Origin of the sequence: Rahnella sp. PAMC25559 (assembly GCF_050632365.1) — a bacterium.
GTDB lineage: Bacteria > Pseudomonadota > Gammaproteobacteria > Enterobacterales > Enterobacteriaceae > Rahnella > Rahnella rivi.
Window position 1 is genome coordinate 2,066,338 of sequence record NZ_CP192543.1, and the last position, 21,321, is coordinate 2,087,658.

17 protein-coding genes are annotated in these 21,321 nt (G+C 53.1%); 5 read left to right on the forward strand and 12 right to left on the reverse strand.

Features of this window, described 5'->3' with window-relative positions; genetic code table 11:
• Nucleotides 1-22: 22 nt before the first annotated feature.
• A complete protein-coding gene (gene purK / locus ACQZQY_RS10710; protein ID WP_431297079.1) occupies nt 23-1,087 on the reverse strand; it encodes a 5-(carboxyamino)imidazole ribonucleotide synthase in 1,065 nt (354 codons plus the stop codon).
• Nucleotides 1,084-1,593 (reverse strand): 5-(carboxyamino)imidazole ribonucleotide mutase, encoded by a 510-nt coding sequence (gene purE / locus ACQZQY_RS10715; RefSeq protein ID WP_122095978.1) that lies wholly within the window; start codon nt 1,591-1,593, stop codon nt 1,084-1,086. Before purE ends, purK begins: the two co-directional genes overlap by 4 nt.
• A gap of 180 nt (nt 1,594-1,773) precedes the next feature.
• Between purE and ACQZQY_RS10720 the strand changes: the two genes are divergently transcribed.
• Entirely contained in the window at nt 1,774-2,406 is a 633-nt protein-coding gene (locus ACQZQY_RS10720; RefSeq protein WP_056771997.1) for a tRNA-(ms[2]io[6]A)-hydroxylase, read from the forward strand.
• Here the strand turns inward: ACQZQY_RS10720 and lpxH are convergent.
• Together lpxH and ppiB are read right to left on the reverse strand one after the other, a co-directional pair.
• Nucleotides 2,390-3,112, reverse strand: coding sequence for a UDP-2,3-diacylglucosamine diphosphatase (gene lpxH, locus ACQZQY_RS10725; RefSeq protein WP_183848854.1), 723 nt, complete (start codon nt 3,110-3,112; stop codon nt 2,390-2,392). The genes ACQZQY_RS10720 and lpxH overlap by 17 nt on opposite strands.
• A gap of 11 nt (nt 3,113-3,123) precedes the next feature.
• Nucleotides 3,124-3,618: a peptidylprolyl isomerase B gene (ppiB, locus tag ACQZQY_RS10730; protein ID WP_431297080.1), complete on the reverse strand. Its 495-nt coding sequence runs from the start codon at nt 3,616-3,618 to the stop codon at nt 3,124-3,126.
• A gap of 227 nt (nt 3,619-3,845) precedes the next feature.
• Between ppiB and cysS the strand changes: the two genes are divergently transcribed.
• Nucleotides 3,846-5,237 (forward strand): cysteine--tRNA ligase, encoded by a 1,392-nt coding sequence (gene cysS, locus ACQZQY_RS10735; protein ID WP_431297081.1) that lies wholly within the window; start codon nt 3,846-3,848, stop codon nt 5,235-5,237.
• 75 nt (nt 5,238-5,312) lie between these two features.
• Nucleotides 5,313-6,176, forward strand: coding sequence for a DNA-3-methyladenine glycosylase 2 (alkA, locus tag ACQZQY_RS10740; protein ID WP_431297177.1), 864 nt, complete (start codon nt 5,313-5,315; stop codon nt 6,174-6,176).
• On the opposite strand, the gene ACQZQY_RS10745 is transcribed toward alkA, so the two are convergent.
• From ACQZQY_RS10745 to ACQZQY_RS10755, 3 genes are all read right to left on the reverse strand, one after another.
• Nucleotides 6,173-9,166 carry a PAS domain S-box protein gene (locus ACQZQY_RS10745; protein ID WP_431297082.1) on the reverse strand — a complete coding sequence of 998 codons (2,994 nt, stop codon included), beginning with the start codon at nt 9,164-9,166 and terminating at the stop codon, nt 6,173-6,175. The genes alkA and ACQZQY_RS10745 overlap by 4 nt on opposite strands.
• Before the next feature lie 281 nt (nt 9,167-9,447).
• Entirely contained in the window at nt 9,448-10,887 is a 1,440-nt protein-coding gene (gene mgtE / locus ACQZQY_RS10750; RefSeq protein WP_056771295.1) for a magnesium transporter, read from the reverse strand.
• 9 nt (nt 10,888-10,896) lie between these two features.
• A complete protein-coding gene (locus ACQZQY_RS10755; RefSeq protein ID WP_056771298.1) occupies nt 10,897-11,115 on the reverse strand; it encodes a YfgG family protein in 219 nt (72 codons plus the stop codon).
• 513 nt (nt 11,116-11,628) lie between these two features.
• Here ACQZQY_RS10755 and ACQZQY_RS10760 point away from each other — a divergent pair.
• Nucleotides 11,629-13,869 carry a sensor domain-containing phosphodiesterase gene (locus ACQZQY_RS10760; protein ID WP_056771301.1) on the forward strand — a complete coding sequence of 747 codons (2,241 nt, stop codon included), beginning with the start codon at nt 11,629-11,631 and terminating at the stop codon, nt 13,867-13,869.
• A gap of 84 nt (nt 13,870-13,953) precedes the next feature.
• On the opposite strand, the gene ppx is transcribed toward ACQZQY_RS10760, so the two are convergent.
• From ppx to purM, 5 genes are all read right to left on the reverse strand, one after another.
• Nucleotides 13,954-15,501, reverse strand: a complete 1,548-nt coding sequence (ppx, locus tag ACQZQY_RS10765) for an exopolyphosphatase (protein ID WP_056771304.1) — start codon at nt 15,499-15,501, stop codon at nt 13,954-13,956.
• Between the two features lie 23 nt (nt 15,502-15,524).
• On the reverse strand, nt 15,525-17,594 hold the full coding sequence (gene ppk1, locus ACQZQY_RS10770) for a polyphosphate kinase 1 (protein WP_431297083.1): 2,070 nt from the start codon (nt 17,592-17,594) through the stop codon (nt 15,525-15,527).
• A 310-nt stretch (nt 17,595-17,904) separates the two neighbouring features.
• Nucleotides 17,905-18,480, reverse strand: a complete 576-nt coding sequence (gene speG, locus ACQZQY_RS10775) for a spermidine N1-acetyltransferase (protein WP_056771309.1) — start codon at nt 18,478-18,480, stop codon at nt 17,905-17,907.
• Nucleotides 18,481-18,703: 223 nt separating this feature from the next.
• Complete coding sequence (gene purN / locus ACQZQY_RS10780; protein WP_431297084.1) at nt 18,704-19,342, reverse strand: phosphoribosylglycinamide formyltransferase; 639 nt, start codon at nt 19,340-19,342, stop codon at nt 18,704-18,706.
• 35 nt (nt 19,343-19,377) lie between these two features.
• Nucleotides 19,378-20,415: a phosphoribosylformylglycinamidine cyclo-ligase gene (gene purM / locus ACQZQY_RS10785; RefSeq protein WP_431297085.1), complete on the reverse strand. Its 1,038-nt coding sequence runs from the start codon at nt 20,413-20,415 to the stop codon at nt 19,378-19,380.
• Nucleotides 20,416-20,647: 232 nt separating this feature from the next.
• Here purM and upp point away from each other — a divergent pair, with 232 nt between their 5' ends.
• On the forward strand, nt 20,648-21,274 hold the full coding sequence (gene upp / locus ACQZQY_RS10790; RefSeq protein ID WP_056771320.1) for a uracil phosphoribosyltransferase: 627 nt from the start codon (nt 20,648-20,650) through the stop codon (nt 21,272-21,274).
• Nucleotides 21,275-21,321: the final 47 nt, after the last annotated feature.

A 21,321-nucleotide genomic window follows, 5' to 3' on the forward strand; every position in this document is an offset into this window, starting at 1 on the left:
CGCAGGGGAGGAAGCCTGAAAATCACAGCTTTTCAATCGCCCATTCAATACCGCTGGCGTATTCTGCCGGCAGCGTCGGGATCAGTGCGTTGAGATTGTCTTTCAGCAGGCTGGCGCTGGCGTCGTTGAGATTCAGGTGTCCGACTTTACGCCCTGGACGCACTTCCTTCTCATACCAGTGCAGATTGACCAGCGGCAGGCTCAGCCATGCTTCTGACACCTCTGTACCAATCAGATTCACCATCACCGACGGCGTACTGACCACCGGTTGCGGCAACGGCAGACCGAGGATCGCGCGCAGGTGCATTTCAAACTGGCTGTAAGATGCACCGTTTTGCGTCCAGTGACCGCTGTTATGCACGCGCGGGGCCAGCTCGTTAATCAGCAAACCTTCACTGACCACGAAACATTCCATCGCCATCACGCCGACGTAATTCAGTTCGTTGAGGATGGCTGACAACATGCGTTCCGCCTGCTGTTGCAGGGCGGCGTCCGGCTGCGGCAGCGCGACGCTGGTGCGCAGAATACCATCCTGATGCAGGTTATGGGTCAGCGGGTAAAACACGGTTTTGCCGTCGTGACCCCGCGCACCGACCAGCGACACTTCGCCGGAGAAATTGATGCCCTGTTCAACGATGCATTCACCGTAGCAATCCTGCGGCAGCGTATTTTCTTCGCCGGAGCGCAAACGCCACTGACCACGGCCGTCGTAACCGCCGACGCGACGTTTCACAATCGCCAGTTCGCCAATTTCGGAGAATACCTGCGGCCATTCGGCGGCATCGGCCAGTAACTGCCACGGTGCGGTTGCCAGACCGAGCTGATCGAGCAACTGTTTTTGCGTCAGGCGGTCGGCCAGACGCGGGAAGATTTCGCGGTTAACAAACGCATTGTGTGTCGCCAGTTCGCGGGTCAGCGCGGTTTCCGGCCAGCGTTCGATTTCAGCGGTAATAACGCTTTGCTGATACGGCACGGCTTCCGGTTCGGCATCCAGGCCGACGGGAAAAACAGCGATCCCCAGCGGTTCACCGGCCTGACGCAGCATCCTGCCTAACTGGCCGTTTCCGAGCACGCAAACCGGCTTCATGCTTGCTCCCGTGGATCGGGATTATTCAGCACTTCATCGGTTTGCGCGGTGCGCCATGCGGCCAGGCTTTTCGCAATCTCAGCATCGTGCAGCGCGAGAATCTGTGCGGCCAGCAGCGCAGCATTTGCCGCACCGGCTTTACCAATCGCCAGTGTACCCACCGGAATACCGCGCGGCATTTGTACGATGGAATACAGGCTGTCGATGCCACTCAGCGCAGCACTTTGCACCGGCACACCAAGCACCGGCACCAGCGTTTTCGCAGCCAGCATACCGGGTAAATGTGCCGCGCCGCCTGCACCCGCGATGATCACATCAAAGCCATTCGCCGAAGCCTGTTCAGCGAAAGTGAATAATTTGTCCGGCGTGCGGTGTGCGGAGACGATATCGACATGGAAAGGAATATTCAGCGTTGTGAGGACTTCGGCGGCGAACTGCATGGTCGCCCAGTCACTTTTAGACCCCATAACGATGGCGATTTTTGCCGGGGTAACGTTGGATGACATGTCTGTAAAGCTCCTGTGATTCGGAAATAGAAACTGCGAGGGCGCAAATGATATCATGCTCACGGAGCAAGGAAAACGGTTGCGTCGCCGGAATACGGTGCATTTTTGATGAGAAGTGGCGGGCAGATTTGTATAATCCGGACCACACTATTATGAGCAATCAACACTGGAAACTGAATGATGACGCAGGCTTTACTGGCACCGATTTATGATTTTTTGCACTGTGAAACACCGGCTTTGTGGGTGGATGTGGCGCTGGAAAATCAGGCGGTGATGCTGATTGATCACGCCAACTGTGAAAAAAAAGCGGCGGCCACGGCGATGAGCCTGATGACGAAATATCTGGATCGCACTGAACTGCTGTTTTGCGCGGCGCGCCTGGCGCGGGAAGAACTTCATCATTTCGAGCAGGTGGTGGAAATCATGCAAAAGCGCAATGTCACCTACACCCAGCTTTCACCGTCGCGCTACGCCAGCGGGATGATTAAACATACCCGTCATCATGATGATTTAAATATTCTGGTCGACCGCCTGATTATCGGGGCGTACATCGAAGCGCGTTCCTGCGAGCGTTTTGCGAAAATCGCGCCGCATCTCGATGACACGTTGTCGCGTTTTTACACTTCGCTGCTGCGCTCAGAATCACGTCATTTTGCCGATTATCTGGCGCTGGCGGAGCAATATGCCGGAGGGGACATCAGCGATCGGGTAGAGTTTTTTGGCAGAATAGAAGCGGAACTGATTTTGGCGCCGGATGAGCAATTCCGTTTCCACAGTGGTACGCCGGTGTGCAGCCTTAAAACGGGAAACTGATCAGCTCTACGTTATCGGCGGTGACTTTGACCACCGACCCTTCTTCGTGCCACGCCCCTAACACCACGCGGTGGCCGGTTTTCGCCCCAAGCTGTACATCATGGATCGCCGGGCGATGGGTGTGGCCGTGGATCATCCATTCTACGCCTGCTGCCTGCATGTCATTCACCACCGCCTGCGGGTTCACATCCATAATTTCCTGTGATTTTCCCTGATTAGACGCTTTGCTGTTGGCGCGCATTTTGGCGGCAATACCTAAACGCCATTTCAGCGGTAACATCAGGAACAACTTTTGAATCAGCGGATTATGCACTTTCTTGCGGAAGTTCTGATAGGCAACGTCGTCGGTACACAACGTATCGCCGTGCAGGATCAGGACGCGGCGGCCATAAAGTTCGAGGACTTTTTTCTCTGGCAGCAGGGTCATCAGGCTGTCGCGCGCAAAGCGGCGGCCAAGCAGAAAATCGCGGTTGCCGTGAATGAAGAAGCAGGGAACGCCTTGCTGGTGTAAGTGGTTTAACGCCGCAGCGATGTCTGCGTGTAACGGCTGTGGATCATCGTCGCCAATCCAGGCTTCGAACAAATCCCCGAGAATGTACAGCGCGTCGGCCTGCGGCGCATCTTCGCGTAAAAAACGCAGAAAACCGGCAGTGATTGCCGGTTCCTGTGCGCAAAGATGAATATCTGCGATAAAAAACGTGGTCATCCCGACGTTGATTATTCGCTGACTGTGACGCTTTTGATCACAACATCTTCTTTTGGAACATCCTGGTGCATGCCGCTGCGGCCGGTTTTCACTGCGCGGATCGCATCAACCACATCATGACCTTCAACCACTTCTGCGAATACGCAGTAACCCCAACCCTGTGCGTTTTTGCCGCTGTGGTTCAGGAAATCGTTGTCAGTTACGTTGATGAAGAACTGTGCAGTGGCAGAATGCGGATCGTTGGTACGCGCCATCGCCAGCGTGCCTTTGGTGTTTTTCAGGCCGTTGTCTGCTTCGTTTTTGATCTGTGCGTCGGTGTTTTTCTGGTTCATGCCTGGCTCAAAACCGCCGCCCTGGATCATGAAACCATCGATAACACGGTGGAAAATTGTGTTGTCGTAGAAGCCTTTACGGCAATAGTTCAGGAAGTTTTCAACCGTAACGGGTGCTTTGTCAGCAAAAGTTTTTACTACGATGTCGCCGTGGTTGGTGTGGAAAGTGACCATATTAATCATCCTGCTTATGTTGATGTGTGCTCTCAGTAAGAGCCGCTACTATAGCCTTTTCTTATACCATAACTCAAAAGTTGCCGTCAGCAGGCGGTTTGTGAGGACTAAAGCCCGTCCGGCGGCCTTATGCCGTTTCGGTGAAGGCGTTTTCGTTATATTATGAGCCCGAGCGTCGCGAAAGCGCGCAACCATCATTTTCTACGCCCAACACACGGAATAGCCTGATGCTGAAGATTTTTAATACCCTGAGTCGCCAAAAAGAGGAATTCAAGCCAATTCATGCCGGTAAAGTCGGGATGTACGTGTGTGGGATCACTGTTTACGACCTGTGTCACATTGGTCATGGTCGGACTTTTGTGTCTTTCGACGTGGTGTCGCGTTACCTGCGTTACCTCGGTTATGACCTGAAATACGTGCGTAATATCACTGACATCGACGACAAGATCATCAAACGTGCCGCTGAGAATGGCGAGAATTTCTCCGCACTGACAGACCGCATGATCGCTGAAATGCACAATGATTTTGCTGCGCTGAATATTCTGCCGCCGGACTCCGAACCGCGTGCGACGCAGCATATTAAGGAAATTATCGAAATCGTGCAGAAGCTTATCGACCGCGATCACGCCTATGTGGCCTCAAACGGCGACGTCATGTTCTGGGTGGAAAGCGATCCTGATTACGGCCTGTTGTCCCGTCAGGATCTGGACCAGTTGCAGGCGGGCGCCCGCGTGGAAGTGGAAGCCAATGTAAAACGCAATCCGATGGATTTCGTGCTGTGGAAAATGTCCAAGCCGGGCGAGCCGAGCTGGACGTCACCGTGGGGCGAAGGCCGTCCGGGCTGGCATATCGAATGTTCTGCGATGAACTGCAAACAGTTGGGCGATCATTTTGATATCCACGGCGGCGGGTCTGATCTGATGTTCCCGCACCACGAAAACGAAATTGCGCAGTCCAGCTGCGCGCACGACGGCCCGTATGTGAACACCTGGATGCACTCCGGCATGGTAATGATCGACCGCGAAAAGATGTCCAAATCGCTGGATAACTTCTTCACCGTGCGCGATGTGCTGAAATATTATGATGCCGAAAGTGTGCGTTACTTCCTGATGTCTGGCCATTACCGCAGCCAGCTGAACTACAGCGAAGAGAACCTGAAACTGGCGCGTACCTCGATGGAACGTCTGTACACCGCACTGCGCGGGACGGATGCTGCCGCAACGCCAGCCGGTGGTGACGCTTTCGTTGCCCGTTTCCGCTCCGCCATGGACGACGATTTCAATACCCCGGAAGCCTACTCCGTGCTGTTCGATATGGCGCGCGACATTAACCGCCTGAAAGCGGAAGACCTGTCGGCGGCCAACGGTCTGGCGGCAGAACTGCGTCAGCTGGCGGGTGTGCTCGGTCTGCTGGAGCAGGATCCGGAGCAGTTCCTGAAATCCGGTGCGCAGGCGGATAACGACGATGAAGTCGCTGAAATCGAAGCGTTGATCAAACAGCGCAACGATGCCCGCGCCAGCAAAGACTGGGGTATGGCGGACAAAGCGCGTGACCGTCTCAATGAAATGGGCATCGTGTTAGAAGATGGTGCGGCGGGCACCACCTGGCGTCGCAAGTAATCTCATTGCTACCTGAAATGACACCAATGGCTCCCAACCGGGGGCCATTTTTATAAGGATTGTCCTGTGAGCAACATGCTTCTGACGTATCAGCCTCCGTATGACTGGCAGTGGATGACGGCGTTTCTCGGCGCGCGGGCGTTGCAGGGCGTTGAGCAGCAGGACGGCGATGATTATCAGCGTACCCTGGCGGTGTTACACAACGGCGAGCGGCTGACCGGCTGGCTGCGGTTGCGGCCTGTACCGGCGGAAAATCGCGTTGAACTGGAACTCTCACCGTCGCTGGAGCCGGCTGCCGAAAAGGTTGCGCAGCAGGTGCGGCGTTTGCTGGATCTGGATGCCCGACCCGACGTGATTGCCGCCGGGCTGGGGGCGCTGGCGGACAATGCGGCGGGACTCCGATTACCGGGATGCGTTAACCGTTTTGAGCTGACGGTCAGGGCGATCCTCGGGCAACTGGTCAGCGTAAAAATGGCGGCGACGCTTGCCACCCGGCTGACGGAAAAATGGGGCGAACCCGTGAGCACGCCGTTTGCGGCCCTGACGCATCTGTTTCCGTCTCCGGCCGCTATCGGGCAATTAACGGTGGATGATTTGCGCGGTATTGGCGTACAGGCCAAACGCGCAGCCTGTCTGATCGGGCTGGCGCAGGCGGTCGAAGCAGGGGAGTTACCGCTGGATACCATAACCGATGCGCAGGAAGGGATCCGATTGCTGCTTGCAATGCCCGGCATCGGCAGCTGGACCGCCAGTTATGTCGCGATGCGCGCCTGGTCGGCGCCCGACATTTTTCTCGGTGGGGACTATCTGATTAAGCAGCGTTTTCCGGGGATGACACCGGGTAAAATTGCCCGTTACGCCGAAGTCTGGCGGCCGTGGCGCACTTATGCCACGCTGCATTTATGGTTCAATCATGACTGGCAGTCCGATACGCCTTAGTGAATGCCGAAGTAACCGGTATTGAGCAGTTTTTCCAGTGAGGTTTCCGGGGCAATGGTATCGCCGCCGACCAGATCGATGCCAATGCCGGTGAGTTTATCCAGCGTCTCATTGATATCCGCCGGGCCCGCCAGCGTCTGCGCGTTTAAGCGGTGAGTGTTGCCATGCAGGATCGTCACCAGCACTTCATGCATCTGGTTGTAGTGGATCTGTGCCATAAAGCTCGGATCAATCTGCACGTAATCCACCATGTTGGCCTTTAACTGGTTAAATTCGAGCATATTTTTGCCGATATTCTGCACCACGATCTTACATCCCTGCTGACGGATACCGGCGATAAACGTTCGCAAATCGGGATGCTTGAGCAAGACGGCATCATCAATCATCAGGGTGATCGACGACAGCGGCAGCGGCGTGGTCTCCAGCAGATGCAGCAATTCATCACGCAGCGCAGGTTGCAACAGACCTTCGGTTGAGAGCGGGATGGCCACACAAATGCCTTTATTGGCGATGCCTTGTCCGTAATCCAAAAGCACGCGCCGTAACATCCAGCGGTCAACGTCCGCCATCATGTCGTAAAAATGGGCGGCCTGCAGGAACAGCGCTGCCGTTTGCACTATCTGATTGGGGATCGCCAGCTGTACCGATATCTGATAGAAACACACCGACAGCGGCGTTTTCGGCGGGGAAGCGGCGCGGCAATGCAGCGTCAGCTGATTTTCGGTGAGAATGCGGGTGATATCTTCCGGGCGGAACAGCGCCGTGTGTGAAGACAGTTGCAGTTTTTGCCGCGATTCATAGGTAAAGACCCGGCCGCGCCCGTTGTGTTTGGCTGTGTAACAGGCGACGTCGGCCTGCGCCATATATTCGCTGCCGCTGATCCTGGCATCGTTAATTTGCGTCAACCCGGCGCTGGCGCCGATGCGATAAATCTGTTCTTCCCAGATAAACTGGAACGCGTTGATTTTGTTCACCAGTTGCTGAAGGGTTAACAACCCTTGTTCCAGCGGACAATCAAACAGGATCAGTGCAAACTCATCGCCGCCCAGGCGTGCCAGACGGTCGCTGTTCCGGATGTGATCCTGCATCAGCGTGCTCAGCTGGCGCAGCAGTTCATCCCCCGCCGCGTGGCCCGCCGTGTCATTAATCGCCTTAAACCGGTCGAGATCGATAAATGCCAGACTGTGCGGCTGCTGATGTATGGCGGTCAGGCTCAGTGCTTTTTTCAGGCTCTTTTCAAAGCTGCCACGGTTAGCTAAACCGGTGAGTAAATCATGTGATGCGCTGTAGCTGAGTTTGCGCATCAGTTCGCGGGATTTACTGACGTCCTGCAACACCAGCACAATGCCAATGGGTTCATCTTTTAGGGTGCGCAACGGCGAGACGGCCAGCTGGACGTCAAACATGCCGGTATTGTGGCCGTGCAGAACCAGAGACTGTTCGACGGAGGAGTGCAAATTCTCGTTGATATCGAACTGCTGCAAATTACCCAGCAGCGGCCCCTCCGGCCCTTTGGTGATGTGTACAATGCGCCCGACCGGCTGACCCTGTGCCTGAGACTCTTTCCAGCCGGTCATGTTCTCGGCGACCGGATTCATGAAGGTGACGTTCAAATCCCGGTCGGTGGAGATCACGGCTTCGTTGATGGAATTGAGCGTGATGTGCAGCAGTTCTTTTTCTTCATGCAGCGCTTCGGACAGCCGTTTGTTAGTCACTTCGGTGTGTTTCAACTCGGTAATATCTTCGATTTGCGAGATGAAATAGAGCGGTTTCTGATCTTCATCACGCACCAGGGAGACGGCCAGCAACACCCAGACCATTTCACCATTGCGGCACAGGTAGCGCTTCTCCATGGTGTAGCTCTGAATTTCGTCATCCAGCAATTGCTGGAGCAAGGCGAGGTCTTTACCTAAGTCTTCCGGATGAGTGATGTCCTGAAAAGACAGGGTTTTCAGGTAGTCAGCTTCATACCCCAGCAGCTTACACAGCGATTTATTCACCTGCAGCCATTTACCCTGCGGGGAAACCAGCGCCATGCCGATTGCCGAGTATTCCATGGCATTGCGAAAGCGGTTTTCGCTCTGCGTGATATGTGACTTTTCAGTACGCAGGGTGTGCATCGCCATCGCCATCGCATTGGCGGGCAGCAGGATCAGTAACAGCGGCAGGAAGATCAGCCCTTGCGGGATCTGTATGGCATGGGGCTGGACGGTGATAATACCGCTGGTTTGCAGCAGGGCGATCATCAGCGTCATCGACAGGAAAATAATAAAGGCTTCAAGGCGCGGCAGGCGGATAGCTGACCACAGCAACGGAATAGTAATAAAGGCAAAGGTATAAGGCAGCCATTTAAGCGCCATAAAACCGAGCGCCAGCGTGATGACCAGTGTGGCAAGCAGTTCAACAAGACGACGTGAAGTCAGAATTTGTTTGAGGTAGCCGCGCTGATAAATCAGCCCCAGCGGCGTCAGCGCGAGGATAGCCACCGCTTCTGACATATACCAGGTGGCAAAACGATCCTGCAATTCCGCCGCGGTGTGGATGTGCAGAATGAACAGCATCATAAACACTGAACTTACCAGCGGGCAGAAGATCACCGCGATCACCAGAAATTTGACCCAGTGGCTCAGGCCGGAAAGTGGATCTTGTGCCGGTAACGCGCGGCGCAGCAACAAGGCGCAGAGCGTGGCTTCAATCAGATTATTCACCGTGTAGGGCAGGTAACGCAGCACCGGCGTACCCGCGATAAAATGCGCGGCAACAATCCCCAGCGCCGCAGCGCAGAGCAGCGCGATCCAGTCGAGATAGCGGTGATGAAACAGCACCGGGATCAGCAACGCCGTCGGCAACCACAATCCGGCCAGACTCGAGGTTTTTTGAATGATTCCCAGGCAGGCAAGGGCCAGCAGACAAATGGCAATGCCCGTCAGCAGAGGCACCTTCCAGTTGACCTTTTCCGAAAAGAAAGTGGTCTGTTTTATTTTTTCCACGGTGCAAACCTTTTTCTGACTGGCCGTGAGTGGCAGAAAGTAACGGTGAAACTTGTTTTTTCTGTTATTAACCCCCGCATCACCTGAGACAACGTCGGTTAAGACGGCATTCTTCGCGTCGGAGGGATATCTATTTTTTTAAGATTATTAGTATGAATTCTACATCACTCTTACAGCGATAACGAATAATCAGTAGCAGAAATCAAACGCGTTTTTCAGCGGGTATTATCGGGAAAATTCTGCGGGAAATCTTTTACCGGCCCGCAGGCCGGAAAAGAGGTTTAGATCAGGAATATAGTGGCGAGGCCGAGGAAGATAAAGAAGCCGCCGGTGTCGGTCAGTGCGGTAATCATCACGCTGGAACCGATGGCGGGGTCGCGGCCCATGCGGACCATCGTGAGCGGGATAATGACGCCCATCAGCGCCGCCAGCAGCAGATTTAGGATCATGGCCAGGGTCATTACGCCGCCCATCTGCCAGTCGCCGTACAACAGCCAGGTGACGATACCCATCAGCCCGCCCCAGACCAGACCGTTAATCAACGCCACGCCAAGCTCCCTGAACATCAGAAATTTCAGGTTTCCTACCTGAACATGGTGCAGCGCCAGACCGCGCACGATCATCGTGATGGTCTGATTCCCGGTGTTACCGCCGATGCCCGCCACAATCGGCATCAGGGCGGCGAGCGCCACCAGCTGCGAAATCGTGTGTTCAAACAGACCAATCACGCGCGAAGCCACAAAGGCGGTACACAGATTGATAGCCAGCCACGCCCAGCGGTTGCGTACCGCTTTGCTGACCGGAGAAAAGACATCCTCTTCCGGGCTTAATCCGCCCATCCGGCGCAGATTGCTGTCGGTGTCGTTGTTGACGAAATCAACGATCTCTTCCACCGTCAGCCGTCCCATCAGCTTGCCTTTTTTATCCACTACCGGCGCGGTGATCAGGTCATAACGTTCGAACGCGCTGGCGGCGTCTTCGGCTTTATCTTCCGGCTCGAAGCTGGTGAGATCGGTAATCATCACGTCAGCGACTTTCGTCTCCGGCGGATTGAGTAAAATGGTGGTCAGCGGCAGTTCGCCAAGCAGGGTGTTTTTGCGGTCAGTGACAAAGAGCTTGTCGCTGGCCTGCGGAATGATTTTGCGGGAGCGCAGAAAACGCTGAACGGCGCCGAGCGTGACGTCCGGACGGACGGTCAGCAGCTCGAAATCCATGATTCGGCCAACGCATTCTTTGTTGAACTTCATCACTTCGCGGACTTTTTCCCGCTGCTTTGGCTCCAGCGAGGTCAGCACACGGCCAGTCAGGTCGCGGGGAAGATATTCTGCCAGATACACCTGATCGTCTACATCAAGCAGCGACATGGTTTTCAGCAGGTCTTTGTCGCTCATCTCTTCAATGAGGCTGTCCCAGACGGTTTCGGAGACTTCGACCAGTGCTTTACCGCGCGCTGCCGGTTCGACCAGACGCCACAGCGCCAGACGTTCGCGGATCGGCAACGCTTCCAGGACGTCGGCGACGTCGGCTGCGTGGAGTTTTTGCACCCGCGAGCTGAGCTCTGCGGTGTAATCCATCAGTTGCGCGCGCGTGGCGTCATCAACGTCAGGTTCCTCGCCCAGAATACTGTCGGCGAGGTCATCGGTGTTCAGAAGGAGATCGAGGATCCTGCTGCGGCTTTCGGCCAGTTTCTGGCCGTAGTTTTTCGGTTTTTCACCCGACATTTGAGATCCTTAGTCCTTTGAGTAACGGCAGGTTTTCAGCGTACCGGTACAGGTTTTTTCCGGCGTCTGTTGCTGTGGCCCCACTGTCTGCGTATCGGTCTGCGTTTGCTTTTGATTCTGGTGATGCGAATACGCGCCGAAAGCGGAGTAAACCAGTCGCCCGAACAAAATAATGAAGCTTACCGAAAGAACAATTTTCGTCATCTTGATGTTGGATTTTCGAGACATAGTCGTGTCGGCTCAGTGGATCTTTGCTCCGGTAGAAGTGATGAAAGAGTGTAAATGATAACGTTTACAATATAACGCACAACTAAACGACGCTCCAGATAAAGGAAAAATGCAAAAAGTGCGGTTTATTTTCACCGGTAAGTAAAGTCGCACGATAACTTTACCATTCAGACAATCTATACGTTTAAAGTTAATCTCATGGATTTGAATGTATTTATTATTTGGTTAATCACGTGCGAAATTGTTTGAGCTTCATTTAGCGGATATTTGGAAGAATGTGTTTATTGATCAGCATCAAGAGCATTAATATAAAGCCGATTAGAATTCAGCCATAATTTGTGATTCATGACACCAACCTCCGCTGTTTCTATTCTTTCTGCGTTTTTCAGTGAAAAGATGTTTATGCCGATAACTGCGCGCGGAACCCGTTGTCACTGTCACCCGGCGTTTTACACACGCCCGTTTCATCCTGACACCTATACTGCGTCATGACTTTCATACGCGAAACTTACGATGGATCCGATGCAAAAACTCTTCTCGTGGAATGAACTGCGCCATAAATGGTGGGGGCTTCCGATCTTCTGTGCGCTGGTGCTGATCCCGCTCAGCTCGTCGCTTTCTCCGATCATTTTCTTACCGGAAGGTCGCACCTATCTGATTTACATGCCGCTGGCGACCTGTGTGGCCTTGCTGATGGTGTTTGACTGGGCGGCATTCCCCGGCATTGTGCTGACGCTTTTCCTGCGCTACTACCTGCGTGTGGGCGCGGAAATGGGAACGCTGATGACGGTGATTTATTTCACGTCACTGTTTCTTGCCTGGCTGGGCTACCGCTGGCAGGCGGGAAGCCGCTGGTCTGCACCGCTCGGGCTGATGAATCAGGCCTGGGTGCGGGTCGGCTGGCTGCTGATTTTCCTGACGTTCTTCTTCATTATTGTGCTGCAAATTGTCGTGGAAAGCGGCCTGCTGCCAGAATATCTGGGGATGGCGACACGCGATTTTATGACGCTGCGTACGCTTATCAATCTTCAGGCGATGATTCTGGGTATTCTGCTCAACTCGCATCTGATCTATCTGATTATCCGCATTATCCGCCGCCCGCGTTACTGGCGCGTGTTGCGCATGATGTTGCGAAAACAATGTGCGCCCGGTGTGAAACCGGCTGAAATGGTGCTGTGGTTTATTGTGCTGGGCACAATGGTGGCGCTGCTGTGCATTCAGGGGCTCAGCGAGCCTTTCATGAAAATCCTGCTGAGTGATTACACGCTGACGTTGCTGTTCCCGGTGTTACTGTTCGGTGCACTGCGCTATGGCTATTACTTCATCAGCATTGTCTGGACCATCACGCTCACCATTTTATTCCATTATTATCAGGGTTTTATCTCTGACACTAACTTTGTCCATAATCTGGTTTTCGTCTCCGCCCTGATGCTGGTTTATACCATCACGCTGTTGCTGATGGCGGTGATCTCCTCCCGCCAGCGGCTGCTGATGAAAAAATTCAAAGCTGCCGCATTACAGGATCCGGTTTTCGCCTTGCCGAACCTGCGCGCTTTTAACCGTGATTTGGCGATTTATCCGCGCTCCTTGCTGTGCTTTGTTCGTGTTTCCGATATGGATGTGCTGAGCCGTAACTACGGTATGCAGCTGCGTATTCAGTTTAAGCAGCAACTGGCGATGGGGCTGAAGCCGTATCTGCAGCCGGGCGAAAAAGTGTATCACTTACCGGGTTACGATCTGGTGCTGCGGCTTAACAGTGAAGACGTGGAGGGCAAACTCCAGCAACTGTATGAGTATGTTGAAGATTTTCGCCTGATCTGGAACGGATTACCGCTCCATCCTAATATCGGTCTGTCTTATTGCACGGTCTACTCACCGGTTGAGCATCTGCCGATCTTGCTGGGCGAACTGAGCGGGATTGCCGAAGTGTCGCTGACCACCGGTAAACCGGAATCGAACAAAAGCGATCACAGCCAGGTGCAGCTGGAAATCAGAGAAAAGGTCGATATGCTGCATAAAATCCAGCGCGCGCTGGATGACGATCGTTTCGTTCTGATGGCGCAGCCTATCTCAGGCGTGCGGGGTGACAATTATTATGAAATCTTGCTGCGCATGTTCGATGGCGCGCAGGAAAATCTGGTCATGCCGGATAAGTTCCTGCCGGTTGTGCATGAGTTTGGGCTTTCCTATCAGCTGGATATGTGGGTGCTCAGGCACACGCTGATGTTTATCAACGCGAACCGTTCGCGTCTGCCGAGCCTGCGTTTTGCCGTCAACTTTACGCCATCGACGCTGTGCCGCCCGACGTTCACCCGTGATTTCAAAACCCTGATGGCTGAGTTTGAGGTGGAGCCTTTCCAGATCGTTCTGGAAGTGACGGAATCACACTTATTGCAGGACGTGAAATACGCTGACTCAGCCATGCGCGAGCTGCGTAATTACGGCTGCCGGATTGCCATCGACGATTTCGGTACCGGTTATGCCAGTTATGGCCGTCTGAAAGCCATTCAGGCCGATATCATCAAAATTGACGGCAGCTTCGTCCGCAATATGCTGACCAATTCGCTGGATGGCTATATCGTACAGTCGATCTGTCAGGTCGCCAGAATGAAACATCTGAGCATTGTGGCGGAGTACGTCGAAACCGAAGAGCAGAAGGCAGCCCTGCACGCGCTGGGGGTTGATTACATGCAGGGTTATCTGGTGGGTAAACCTGAACCTTTGGCGTCCCTGCTGGCGTTTCGCAAAGACTGACCTTCAGTTTTCATCCTAAAAATAAAAAACCTCTGACGCCTTCGCGTGCAGAGGTTTTTTTTGCTGCTTTATCGCCGGGAAGGCTTAGCTTTCTGAAGACCCCACGTCTTCTTCTTCCAGCATCAGTTTCCAGCCGGTGACGTCATCCCAGTAACTTTGTTCACGTTCGAAATCCAGCTGAACCAGGTTGTTCTGCGCCAGATAACCGGCAGGGAAGCGCAGTGTCCAGTGATTATCATCCGTCGATAACCGAAGAGACTCCGGCGTCGTGGTGGACTGACGCTGGTTATTGAGCAGTGCCCCGAGGCGCAATAGCTGGATCAGCGGAATATAGTGCTTCTTCTTAAACAAATTCAGGCGCGGCAACTCTTCCAGCTTGATCGCTTTACGATGGAAACGCACCAGCGTTGCCAGCAGCGTTTGCTGTTCCTGATTGAACCCCGGCAAATTGGTGTTTTGCAGAATATAGGAAGAGTGACGGTGCATACCGGTGTGGTTGATGCTCAAACCTACCTCATGCAGCATGGCGCTGAATTTCAGCAGTGATTCGAGCTGCGGCTGAACCAGTTTGGTGTTCTGCGCCAGCCACTGGCTGTAAAGCTGCTCTGTGGTTTCCAGTACGCGGCGCGCCTGTTCCCGGTCGATGTTGTAATGCTCGGCCAGGCTTTTCGCGGTACGCGTGCGGATATCCTGATGACGGAAGCGGCCTTCCATTTCATACAGCACACCTTCACGCAGCGCGCCGTCAGAAAGACGCAGTTCTTTGACCGCCAGCGCATCAAACACGCCACGCAGAATGGCCAGCCCCGGCACGAAAACTGACTGACGATCTTCTGACAGCCCCGGAAGATCCAGCGCGTCGAAGTTCTTAAAGTTCAGCACCGCTTCGGTAAGCATTTCCAGACGTTCAGGCGTAATCAAACCGTCCTTTTCGCCCATTTCCACCAGGACTTCATGCGCGGCTTTAATACTGCCGGATGCGCCAAGCGCATACTGCCAGCCTTGCAGACGGTATTGCCATGCCAGCGTTTCCAGTTTTTGTGCGGCGGCGAGCTGGGCGCGTTTAAAATTGCTGCGGCTGATTTCACCGTTGGGGAAAAACATCTGCGCAAAACTGACGCAGCCCATGCGGCGGCTCTCGGCCAGCAATGGCTCGAAATCCTCCCCGATGACCAGTTCCGTGGATCCGCCACCAATATCGACCACCAGTTTGCGGCCTTTTTCCGGCTGCGTATGCTCCACACCCATGAAAATCAGGCGAGCTTCTTCCTGACCGGAAATGATTTCGATCGGGTAGGGGATGACTTCTGCGGCGCGCTTGAGGAATTCCTCAGCATTCACCGCCTGACGCAGAGTGTGCGTCCCGACGATGGTGACGTTGTTATCCGGAAAACCTTGCAGGCGTTCGGCAAACAAAGCCAGGCAATCCAGCCCACGTTGAATGGCTTCTTCACTGAGCACATTTTTACTGTCGAGGCCGTCAGCCAGATGAACGCGTTGTTTCAGGCGACCTAAAACCTGTAATGCGCCGTTAACGACGCGCGCGATCACCATGTGGAAACTGTTCGACCCGAGATCGATCGCCGCAATTTCCTGTGGCTTGGCACTCAATGAGCTGTTTTTAAGGGGCATAGTTATGTAACGCTCCAGGGGGTTCAGGCTTGCTGACTCTGTTGTTCCAGATCTTTCAGATAGTCGTAAATCGCCAGCTGCGCACGGACTTTGCGGCGATTTCCGCGTGGAACATACCGGTTGCTCAGTTCTTTATCAATCACTCTGGCTTTGACTGTGTCATTAAACAGCAACTCCAGAATGTCCAGCACGCGCTGTTTAAGACGCGGATCGAGCAACGCGACGGCCACCTCGATACGGTAATCGATATTACGCGTCATCCAGTCAGCGGAAGACAGGAACACTTTGGCATCGCCGCCGTTTTCAAACACGTAAACGCGATCATGTTCAAGATAACGGTCGATGATACTGGTGACCTGAATGTTTTCGCTAAAACCGGGCAGATTAGGCACCAGTGAACACATCCCGCGGATCAGCAGACGGATTTTTACCCCGACGTTGGATGCCACGTAAAGGCGGTCGATCAGCCCTTTGTCCACCAGGTTGTTGATTTTCAGCGTTATACCACCGGTACCGCCGGCCTGAACATTGGCAATTTCCCGGTCGATCAACCGGTATAGCATGTCCCGCGAGTTCTGTGGCGATACCATCAGATGCTCAAAGGACACCGGACGGTAAGGGTTTTCGATAAAGTTGAATACCCGACGGACTTCATTAGTGATTCGCGCATCCGCGGTGAGCAGCGAATAGTCGGTATAAAGGCGTGCCGTTTTCTCGTTAAAATTCCCGGTCCCAATATGAGCATAGCGGACAATTTCGTCGCCTTCGCGGCGGGAAATAAGAAAGAGTTTTGCGTGAATTTTCAGGCCAGGCGCAGAGAAAATAACGTGTACACCGGCTTCCGTCAGACGTTTCGCCCAGTGAATATTTGCCTCTTCGTCAAAGCGCGCCTGTAACTCAACCACCACGGTGACTTTCTTGCCGTTGTGCGCCGCGTGGATCATCGATTCAATAATGCGCGAGTCTTTGGCGACGCGGTAAATATTGATTTTGATCGACAGCACGTTCGGGTCGAATGACGCCTGACGTAGCAACTCAAGCACGTGTTCAAACGTGTGGTACGGATAGTACAGCAGCACGTCCTGCTCGCGGATCGCTGCAAAACCATTGCGGAATTTATCGAACCAGAGATGCCGTAATCTTGGCAGCGGGCGGTTCACCAGATTGGCTTTACCGACATTAGGGAAACCGATGAAATCTTTGAAATTATGGTAGCGGCCACCGGCGATCACGGAATCGTAGTTAGAAATACCGAGCTTACCGCGCAGCAATTCGACCATCTCATTGGGCATATCGCGCTGATAAACAAATCGCACCGGTTCGGCGGTCAGACGCTGTTTCAGGCTCGATGACATCAGTTCCAGCAGGCTCGATTCCATTTCCGTGACCAGATCGTATTCGGCGTCACGGGTCATTTTCATCGAATAGGCGTTCAGCGCGTCGTAATCGAAGAAGCCTTTGAAAATGTCGTCCAGACAGTAACGCAAAATGTTGTCCAGGAGGATCATTGGCTTACGGCGGCGTGGTGCTTCCGGCGGCAGATTGACGAAACGTGGCACTTTATCGGACGGGATTTCCAGCAGTGCGTAATGGATCTCTTCGCCACGGATAATTTCGACCGCCAGATAGGTGTAATCGTCTTTCAGGAACTGCACCAGATTGGTGTCGTGATTGATAAGGATTGGCGTGATAAATTGGCGCAGATGATGTTTGAAGTACTGTCGCAGCCAGAGCTGTTGATTCTCAGACACCTGACGCTCGTTAATCAGGAAAATCTGATTACGCGCCATTTCCAGCAGCAAATCGTTATAAAGGCTGTCGAATTCCTGATCGATGCGCAGCACCTTCGCCTGAATTTTTTTCAGCAAATGCCGGGAAGCGCCAAGAAATCCCTGCTCCTCACTGATGAGGATGCGTCGTTTTAAATCGGCAAACCGGACTTTGTAAAATTCATCGAGGTTGTTGGAATAAATGCCTAAAAACTGCATCCGTTCGATCAGGGGATTACTTTTGTCTGCTGCTTCCTGCAAGACGCGTTCATTGAAGGACAGCCAGCTTAGTTCTTTCTCGATATAAAGCTTTTCCTGACCCATTTTCACTCCGTTCGTTTAGCTTGCAACCTGGCCCATACAGGCAAAATTTTGCCTGAAAACACCGCAATTTAGCTCAACATCATCTTCGTGCCGTTCGCTTTTCGAAACCGTCAGCGTAACAGCAAGCCTTTTGTGTGAGGGGCCTAGTGTCTACTAACAATATTGCGAAAGATTGACAGGAAAGTCCAACATAACAGGGAGAGTTTTAGAAGAAGGAATAAAAGAGGGGGAAATAGGGGAAAAGTCTTACGGGTGAAGGACATTCACGCCCTTCACCCGCAGAAAATGAGTCAGGATCCGCTGAATTAAATCAGACTGCACCTGCGCCAATCACCGCTTCCGGTTTGATCTGCACCGGTTTGGTTTTATATTTCGCCAGGAATTGCGGCTGGAAAATACACATGCGGATGGCGCTGCGATATTCTCCGTTCACAAAGAACTCCTGTTTCAATTCGCCTTCCAGTTCAAACCCTAATTTGCTGTAGATATGGATCGCCTTTTGGTTTTCTTTATCGACGATTAAATACAGTTTATAGAGGTTGAGCACAGAGAAGGCGTAATCCATTGCCAGACGCACCGCGTCTCCGGCGAAACCTTTGCCCTGATGCTGCGGGTCAATGATGATCTGAAATTCCGCGCGGCGGTGGATGTGATTAATTTCCACCAGCTCCACAAGGCCGACAGGTCCGCCCTGGAATTCAATGATAAAGCGGCGTTCGCTTTGGTCATGAATATGCTTGTTATAAAGATCGGTCAGCTCGACAAAGGCCTCATAAGGCTCTTCAAACCAATAACGCATAATGCTGGCGTTATTATCAAGACGGTGAACAAACGACAGGTCGTCCTTTTCCAGTGGACGTAATCTGACGCTGTTATTGCTAAACATGGGGTGTTCCTCAAAAAATCAAAAGCCGTTTTACCTGAGGTAACCTTCCTGAAGATGAAATCTGAAACGACTGAGTTTCAGACGAAGGTCGGCGCACAAACGACGTTTAAACGTGCGCCGGGAAGGGGATTATATCGGCTACACTGTAAACAAGTGTCAAATGACAGGAAATAAAAAACCGGCACTGGGCCGGTTTCTGGTGAAATCATCGCGATCGGGCAGATTAATCCGCCGCGTAACCCTGTTCGGGGAGTGGATTATTATCCAGTAAAACCTGATCGTTTTTCAGAGATAAACGTCCTTCAACGAACCAGCTGACCACCAGCGGATAGATATTGTGTTCCTGCGTTTGTACGCGGGCCACCAGATCGTCTTCGCTGTCATCACTGAATACCGGCACTTTGGCTTGCAAAATAACCGGGCCACCGTCGAGTTGCTCTGTCACGAAATGCACGGACGTACCGTGCTCATCATCCTGATTTTCAATCGCCTGACGGTGAGTGTGTAAACCGGGATATTTCGGCAGCAGGGAAGGGTGGATGTTGATCATGCGCCCGGCGAAACGCTGGACGAAATCCGCGGTAAGAATACGCATATACCCCGCCAGCACCACCAGATCGGGCTGATAAGCCTCGATGGCATCGGCAAGCGCCATATCAAATGCCGCGCGGTCTTCGTAGGCTTTAACATCCAGAGCCTGTGCCGGAATGTCTGCCAGTCGCGCGCGCTCCAGACCGTAAGCGGCGGATTTATTACTGAAGACAGCGCTGATCTGCGCGTTAATTCGTCCCTGCTGGCAGGCATCTATCAGAGCCTGGAGATTGCTCCCTTCGCCCGATACCAGAACCACAATCCTTTTCATATCAGTACCTGTCTTCAGTCAGTTGATTTACCTGATTATTCAATGATTACGCGTTCAGCGGAATCAGAGGCTTTAACATAGCCAATTTTCCACGCTTTTTCACCATTGTCATTCAGTAAAGCAATCGCCTGGTCGGCAAGCTCTGCCGGAAGTGCCACGACCATGCCCACGCCACAGTTAAAGGTGCGGTACATTTCATGACGGCTGACGTTACCGATGGTTTGCAACCAGGTGAAGACGTCCGGCCATTCCCAGCTGGATTCGTTGATAATGACCTGTGTATTGTCCGGCAAAACACGAGGGATATTTTCCCAGAAGCCGCCACCGGTCAGGTGAACGATGCCGTGAACATCCACGTTTTCGATCAGATTAAGGATCGATTTCACGTAGATTTTGGTCGGTGCCAGCAGGTGATCGGCCAGCGGTTTGCCTGCCAGATCGGTGGTTTCCGGATTGGTGTTGCTGACTTCCAGAATTTTGCGCACCAGAGAATAGCCGTTGGAATGCGGGCCACTGGCTGCAAGACCGATAAGCACGTCGCCGTCAGTCACTTTGCTGCCGTCGATAATTTCTGATTTTTCCACCACGCCGACACAGAAACCTGCGACGTCATAATCTTCGCCGTGATACATGCCCGGCATTTCAGCGGTTTCACCACCGACTAACGCACAGCCCGATTGCTTACAGCCTTCGGCGATCCCGGTGATCACGCTGGCGGCGATATCGACGTCCAGTTTGCCGGTGGCATAATAGTCGAGGAAGAACAGCGGTTCAGCACCCTGAACGATTAAATCGTTGACGCACATCGCGACCAGATCGATACCGATAGTATCGTGGCGTTTCAAATCCATCGCCAGACGCAGCTTGGTGCCAACGCCGTCGGTGCCCGAAACCAGAACGGGTTCACGGTATTTTTGCGGCAGCGCGCAGAGAGCACCAAAACCGCCCAGTCCACCCATCACTTCCGGGCGGCGAGTCTGTTTTACTACACCTTTAATGCGATCTACCAATGCGTTACCGGCATCGATATCTACGCCTGCGTCTTTATAGCTGAGAGAGGTTTTGTCGGTCACTGCGAAGTCCCCACGGCGGTTTGGGTTGGTGGTTGAAGAATAAAGCGGGGCAATTCTAACAGCGCAGGCAAACGTTTGCGAGCGCCTTATTCGATGATGATTTTTAGGCTGTCTATACTCTATCGGGGCTCCTGATGATCCAGATCAGGCTATAAGCTATGGCGTTGAAAAAAAATGGCGTTATAATCTCGCGATTTTTTTTTGCAGCTCAACCACCTTAGGAGAATAAAAAATGAAGATCGTCGAGGTGAAACACCCGCTGGTGAAACACAAGCTGGGCCTGATGCGTGAGAACGACATCAGCACGAAACGTTTTCGCGAACTGGCTTCTGAGGTGGGAAGTCTGCTGACGTATGAAGCGACTGCCGATTTAGAAACTGAAAAAGTGACGATTGAAGGCTGGAATGGCCCGGTCGAAATCGATCAGATTAAAGGTAAGAAAATCACAGTCGTGCCTATCCTGCGTGCCGGTCTGGGCATGATGGAAGGCGTGCTGGAGCACGTACCGAGCGCACGCATCAGCGTGGTTGGCGTGTACCGTGATGAAGAAACCCTCAAGCCTGTGCCGTATTTCCAGAAACTGGTTTCTAATATCGAAGAACGTCTGGCGCTGGTTGTTGACCCGATGCTGGCGACCGGTGGTTCTATGATTGCCACCATCGACCTGCTGAAAAAAGCTGGCTGCCAGAGCATTAAAGTGCTGGTACTGGTGGCTGCACCGGAAGGGATTGCCGCGCTGGAAGCTGCGCACCCTGACGTTGAGTTGTACACCGCCTCGATTGATCAGGGGCTGAATGAAAAAGGCTACATCATCCCGGGACTCGGTGATGCGGGCGATAAGATATTTGGTACGAAATAAGCAGCAAGCAATAAGCCGACTAAGCAGTCGGCTTTTTTTTGAGATTT

What these genes read in the sequence shown, in the direction of transcription:
- ppk1 (WP_431297083.1), bottom strand. Translation starts at nt 17,594, where the DNA reads ATGGGTCAGGAAAAGCTTTATATCGAGAAAGAACTAAGCTGGCTGTCC.
- ppiB (WP_431297080.1), bottom strand. Translation starts at nt 3,618, where the DNA reads ATGGTCACTTTCCACACCAACCACGGCGACATCGTAGTAAAAACTTTT.
- alkA (WP_431297177.1), top strand. Translation starts at nt 5,313, where the DNA reads ATGCTTCTGACGTATCAGCCTCCGTATGACTGGCAGTGGATGACGGCG.
- ACQZQY_RS10755 (WP_056771298.1), bottom strand. Translation starts at nt 11,115, where the DNA reads ATGTCTCGAAAATCCAACATCAAGATGACGAAAATTGTTCTTTCGGTA.
- upp (WP_056771320.1), top strand. Translation starts at nt 20,648, where the DNA reads ATGAAGATCGTCGAGGTGAAACACCCGCTGGTGAAACACAAGCTGGGC.
- cysS (WP_431297081.1), top strand. Translation starts at nt 3,846, where the DNA reads ATGCTGAAGATTTTTAATACCCTGAGTCGCCAAAAAGAGGAATTCAAG.
- purE (WP_122095978.1), bottom strand. Translation starts at nt 1,593, where the DNA reads ATGTCATCCAACGTTACCCCGGCAAAAATCGCCATCGTTATGGGGTCT.
- ACQZQY_RS10760 (WP_056771301.1), top strand. Translation starts at nt 11,629, where the DNA reads ATGGATCCGATGCAAAAACTCTTCTCGTGGAATGAACTGCGCCATAAA.
- ppx (WP_056771304.1), bottom strand. Translation starts at nt 15,501, where the DNA reads ATGCCCCTTAAAAACAGCTCATTGAGTGCCAAGCCACAGGAAATTGCG.
- purN (WP_431297084.1), bottom strand. Translation starts at nt 19,342, where the DNA reads ATGAAAAGGATTGTGGTTCTGGTATCGGGCGAAGGGAGCAATCTCCAG.
- mgtE (WP_056771295.1), bottom strand. Translation starts at nt 10,887, where the DNA reads ATGTCGGGTGAAAAACCGAAAAACTACGGCCAGAAACTGGCCGAAAGC.
- purK (WP_431297079.1), bottom strand. Translation starts at nt 1,087, where the DNA reads ATGAAGCCGGTTTGCGTGCTCGGAAACGGCCAGTTAGGCAGGATGCTG.
- lpxH (WP_183848854.1), bottom strand. Translation starts at nt 3,112, where the DNA reads ATGACCACGTTTTTTATCGCAGATATTCATCTTTGCGCACAGGAACCG.
- ACQZQY_RS10720 (WP_056771997.1), top strand. Translation starts at nt 1,774, where the DNA reads ATGACGCAGGCTTTACTGGCACCGATTTATGATTTTTTGCACTGTGAA.
- speG (WP_056771309.1), bottom strand. Translation starts at nt 18,480, where the DNA reads ATGTTTAGCAATAACAGCGTCAGATTACGTCCACTGGAAAAGGACGAC.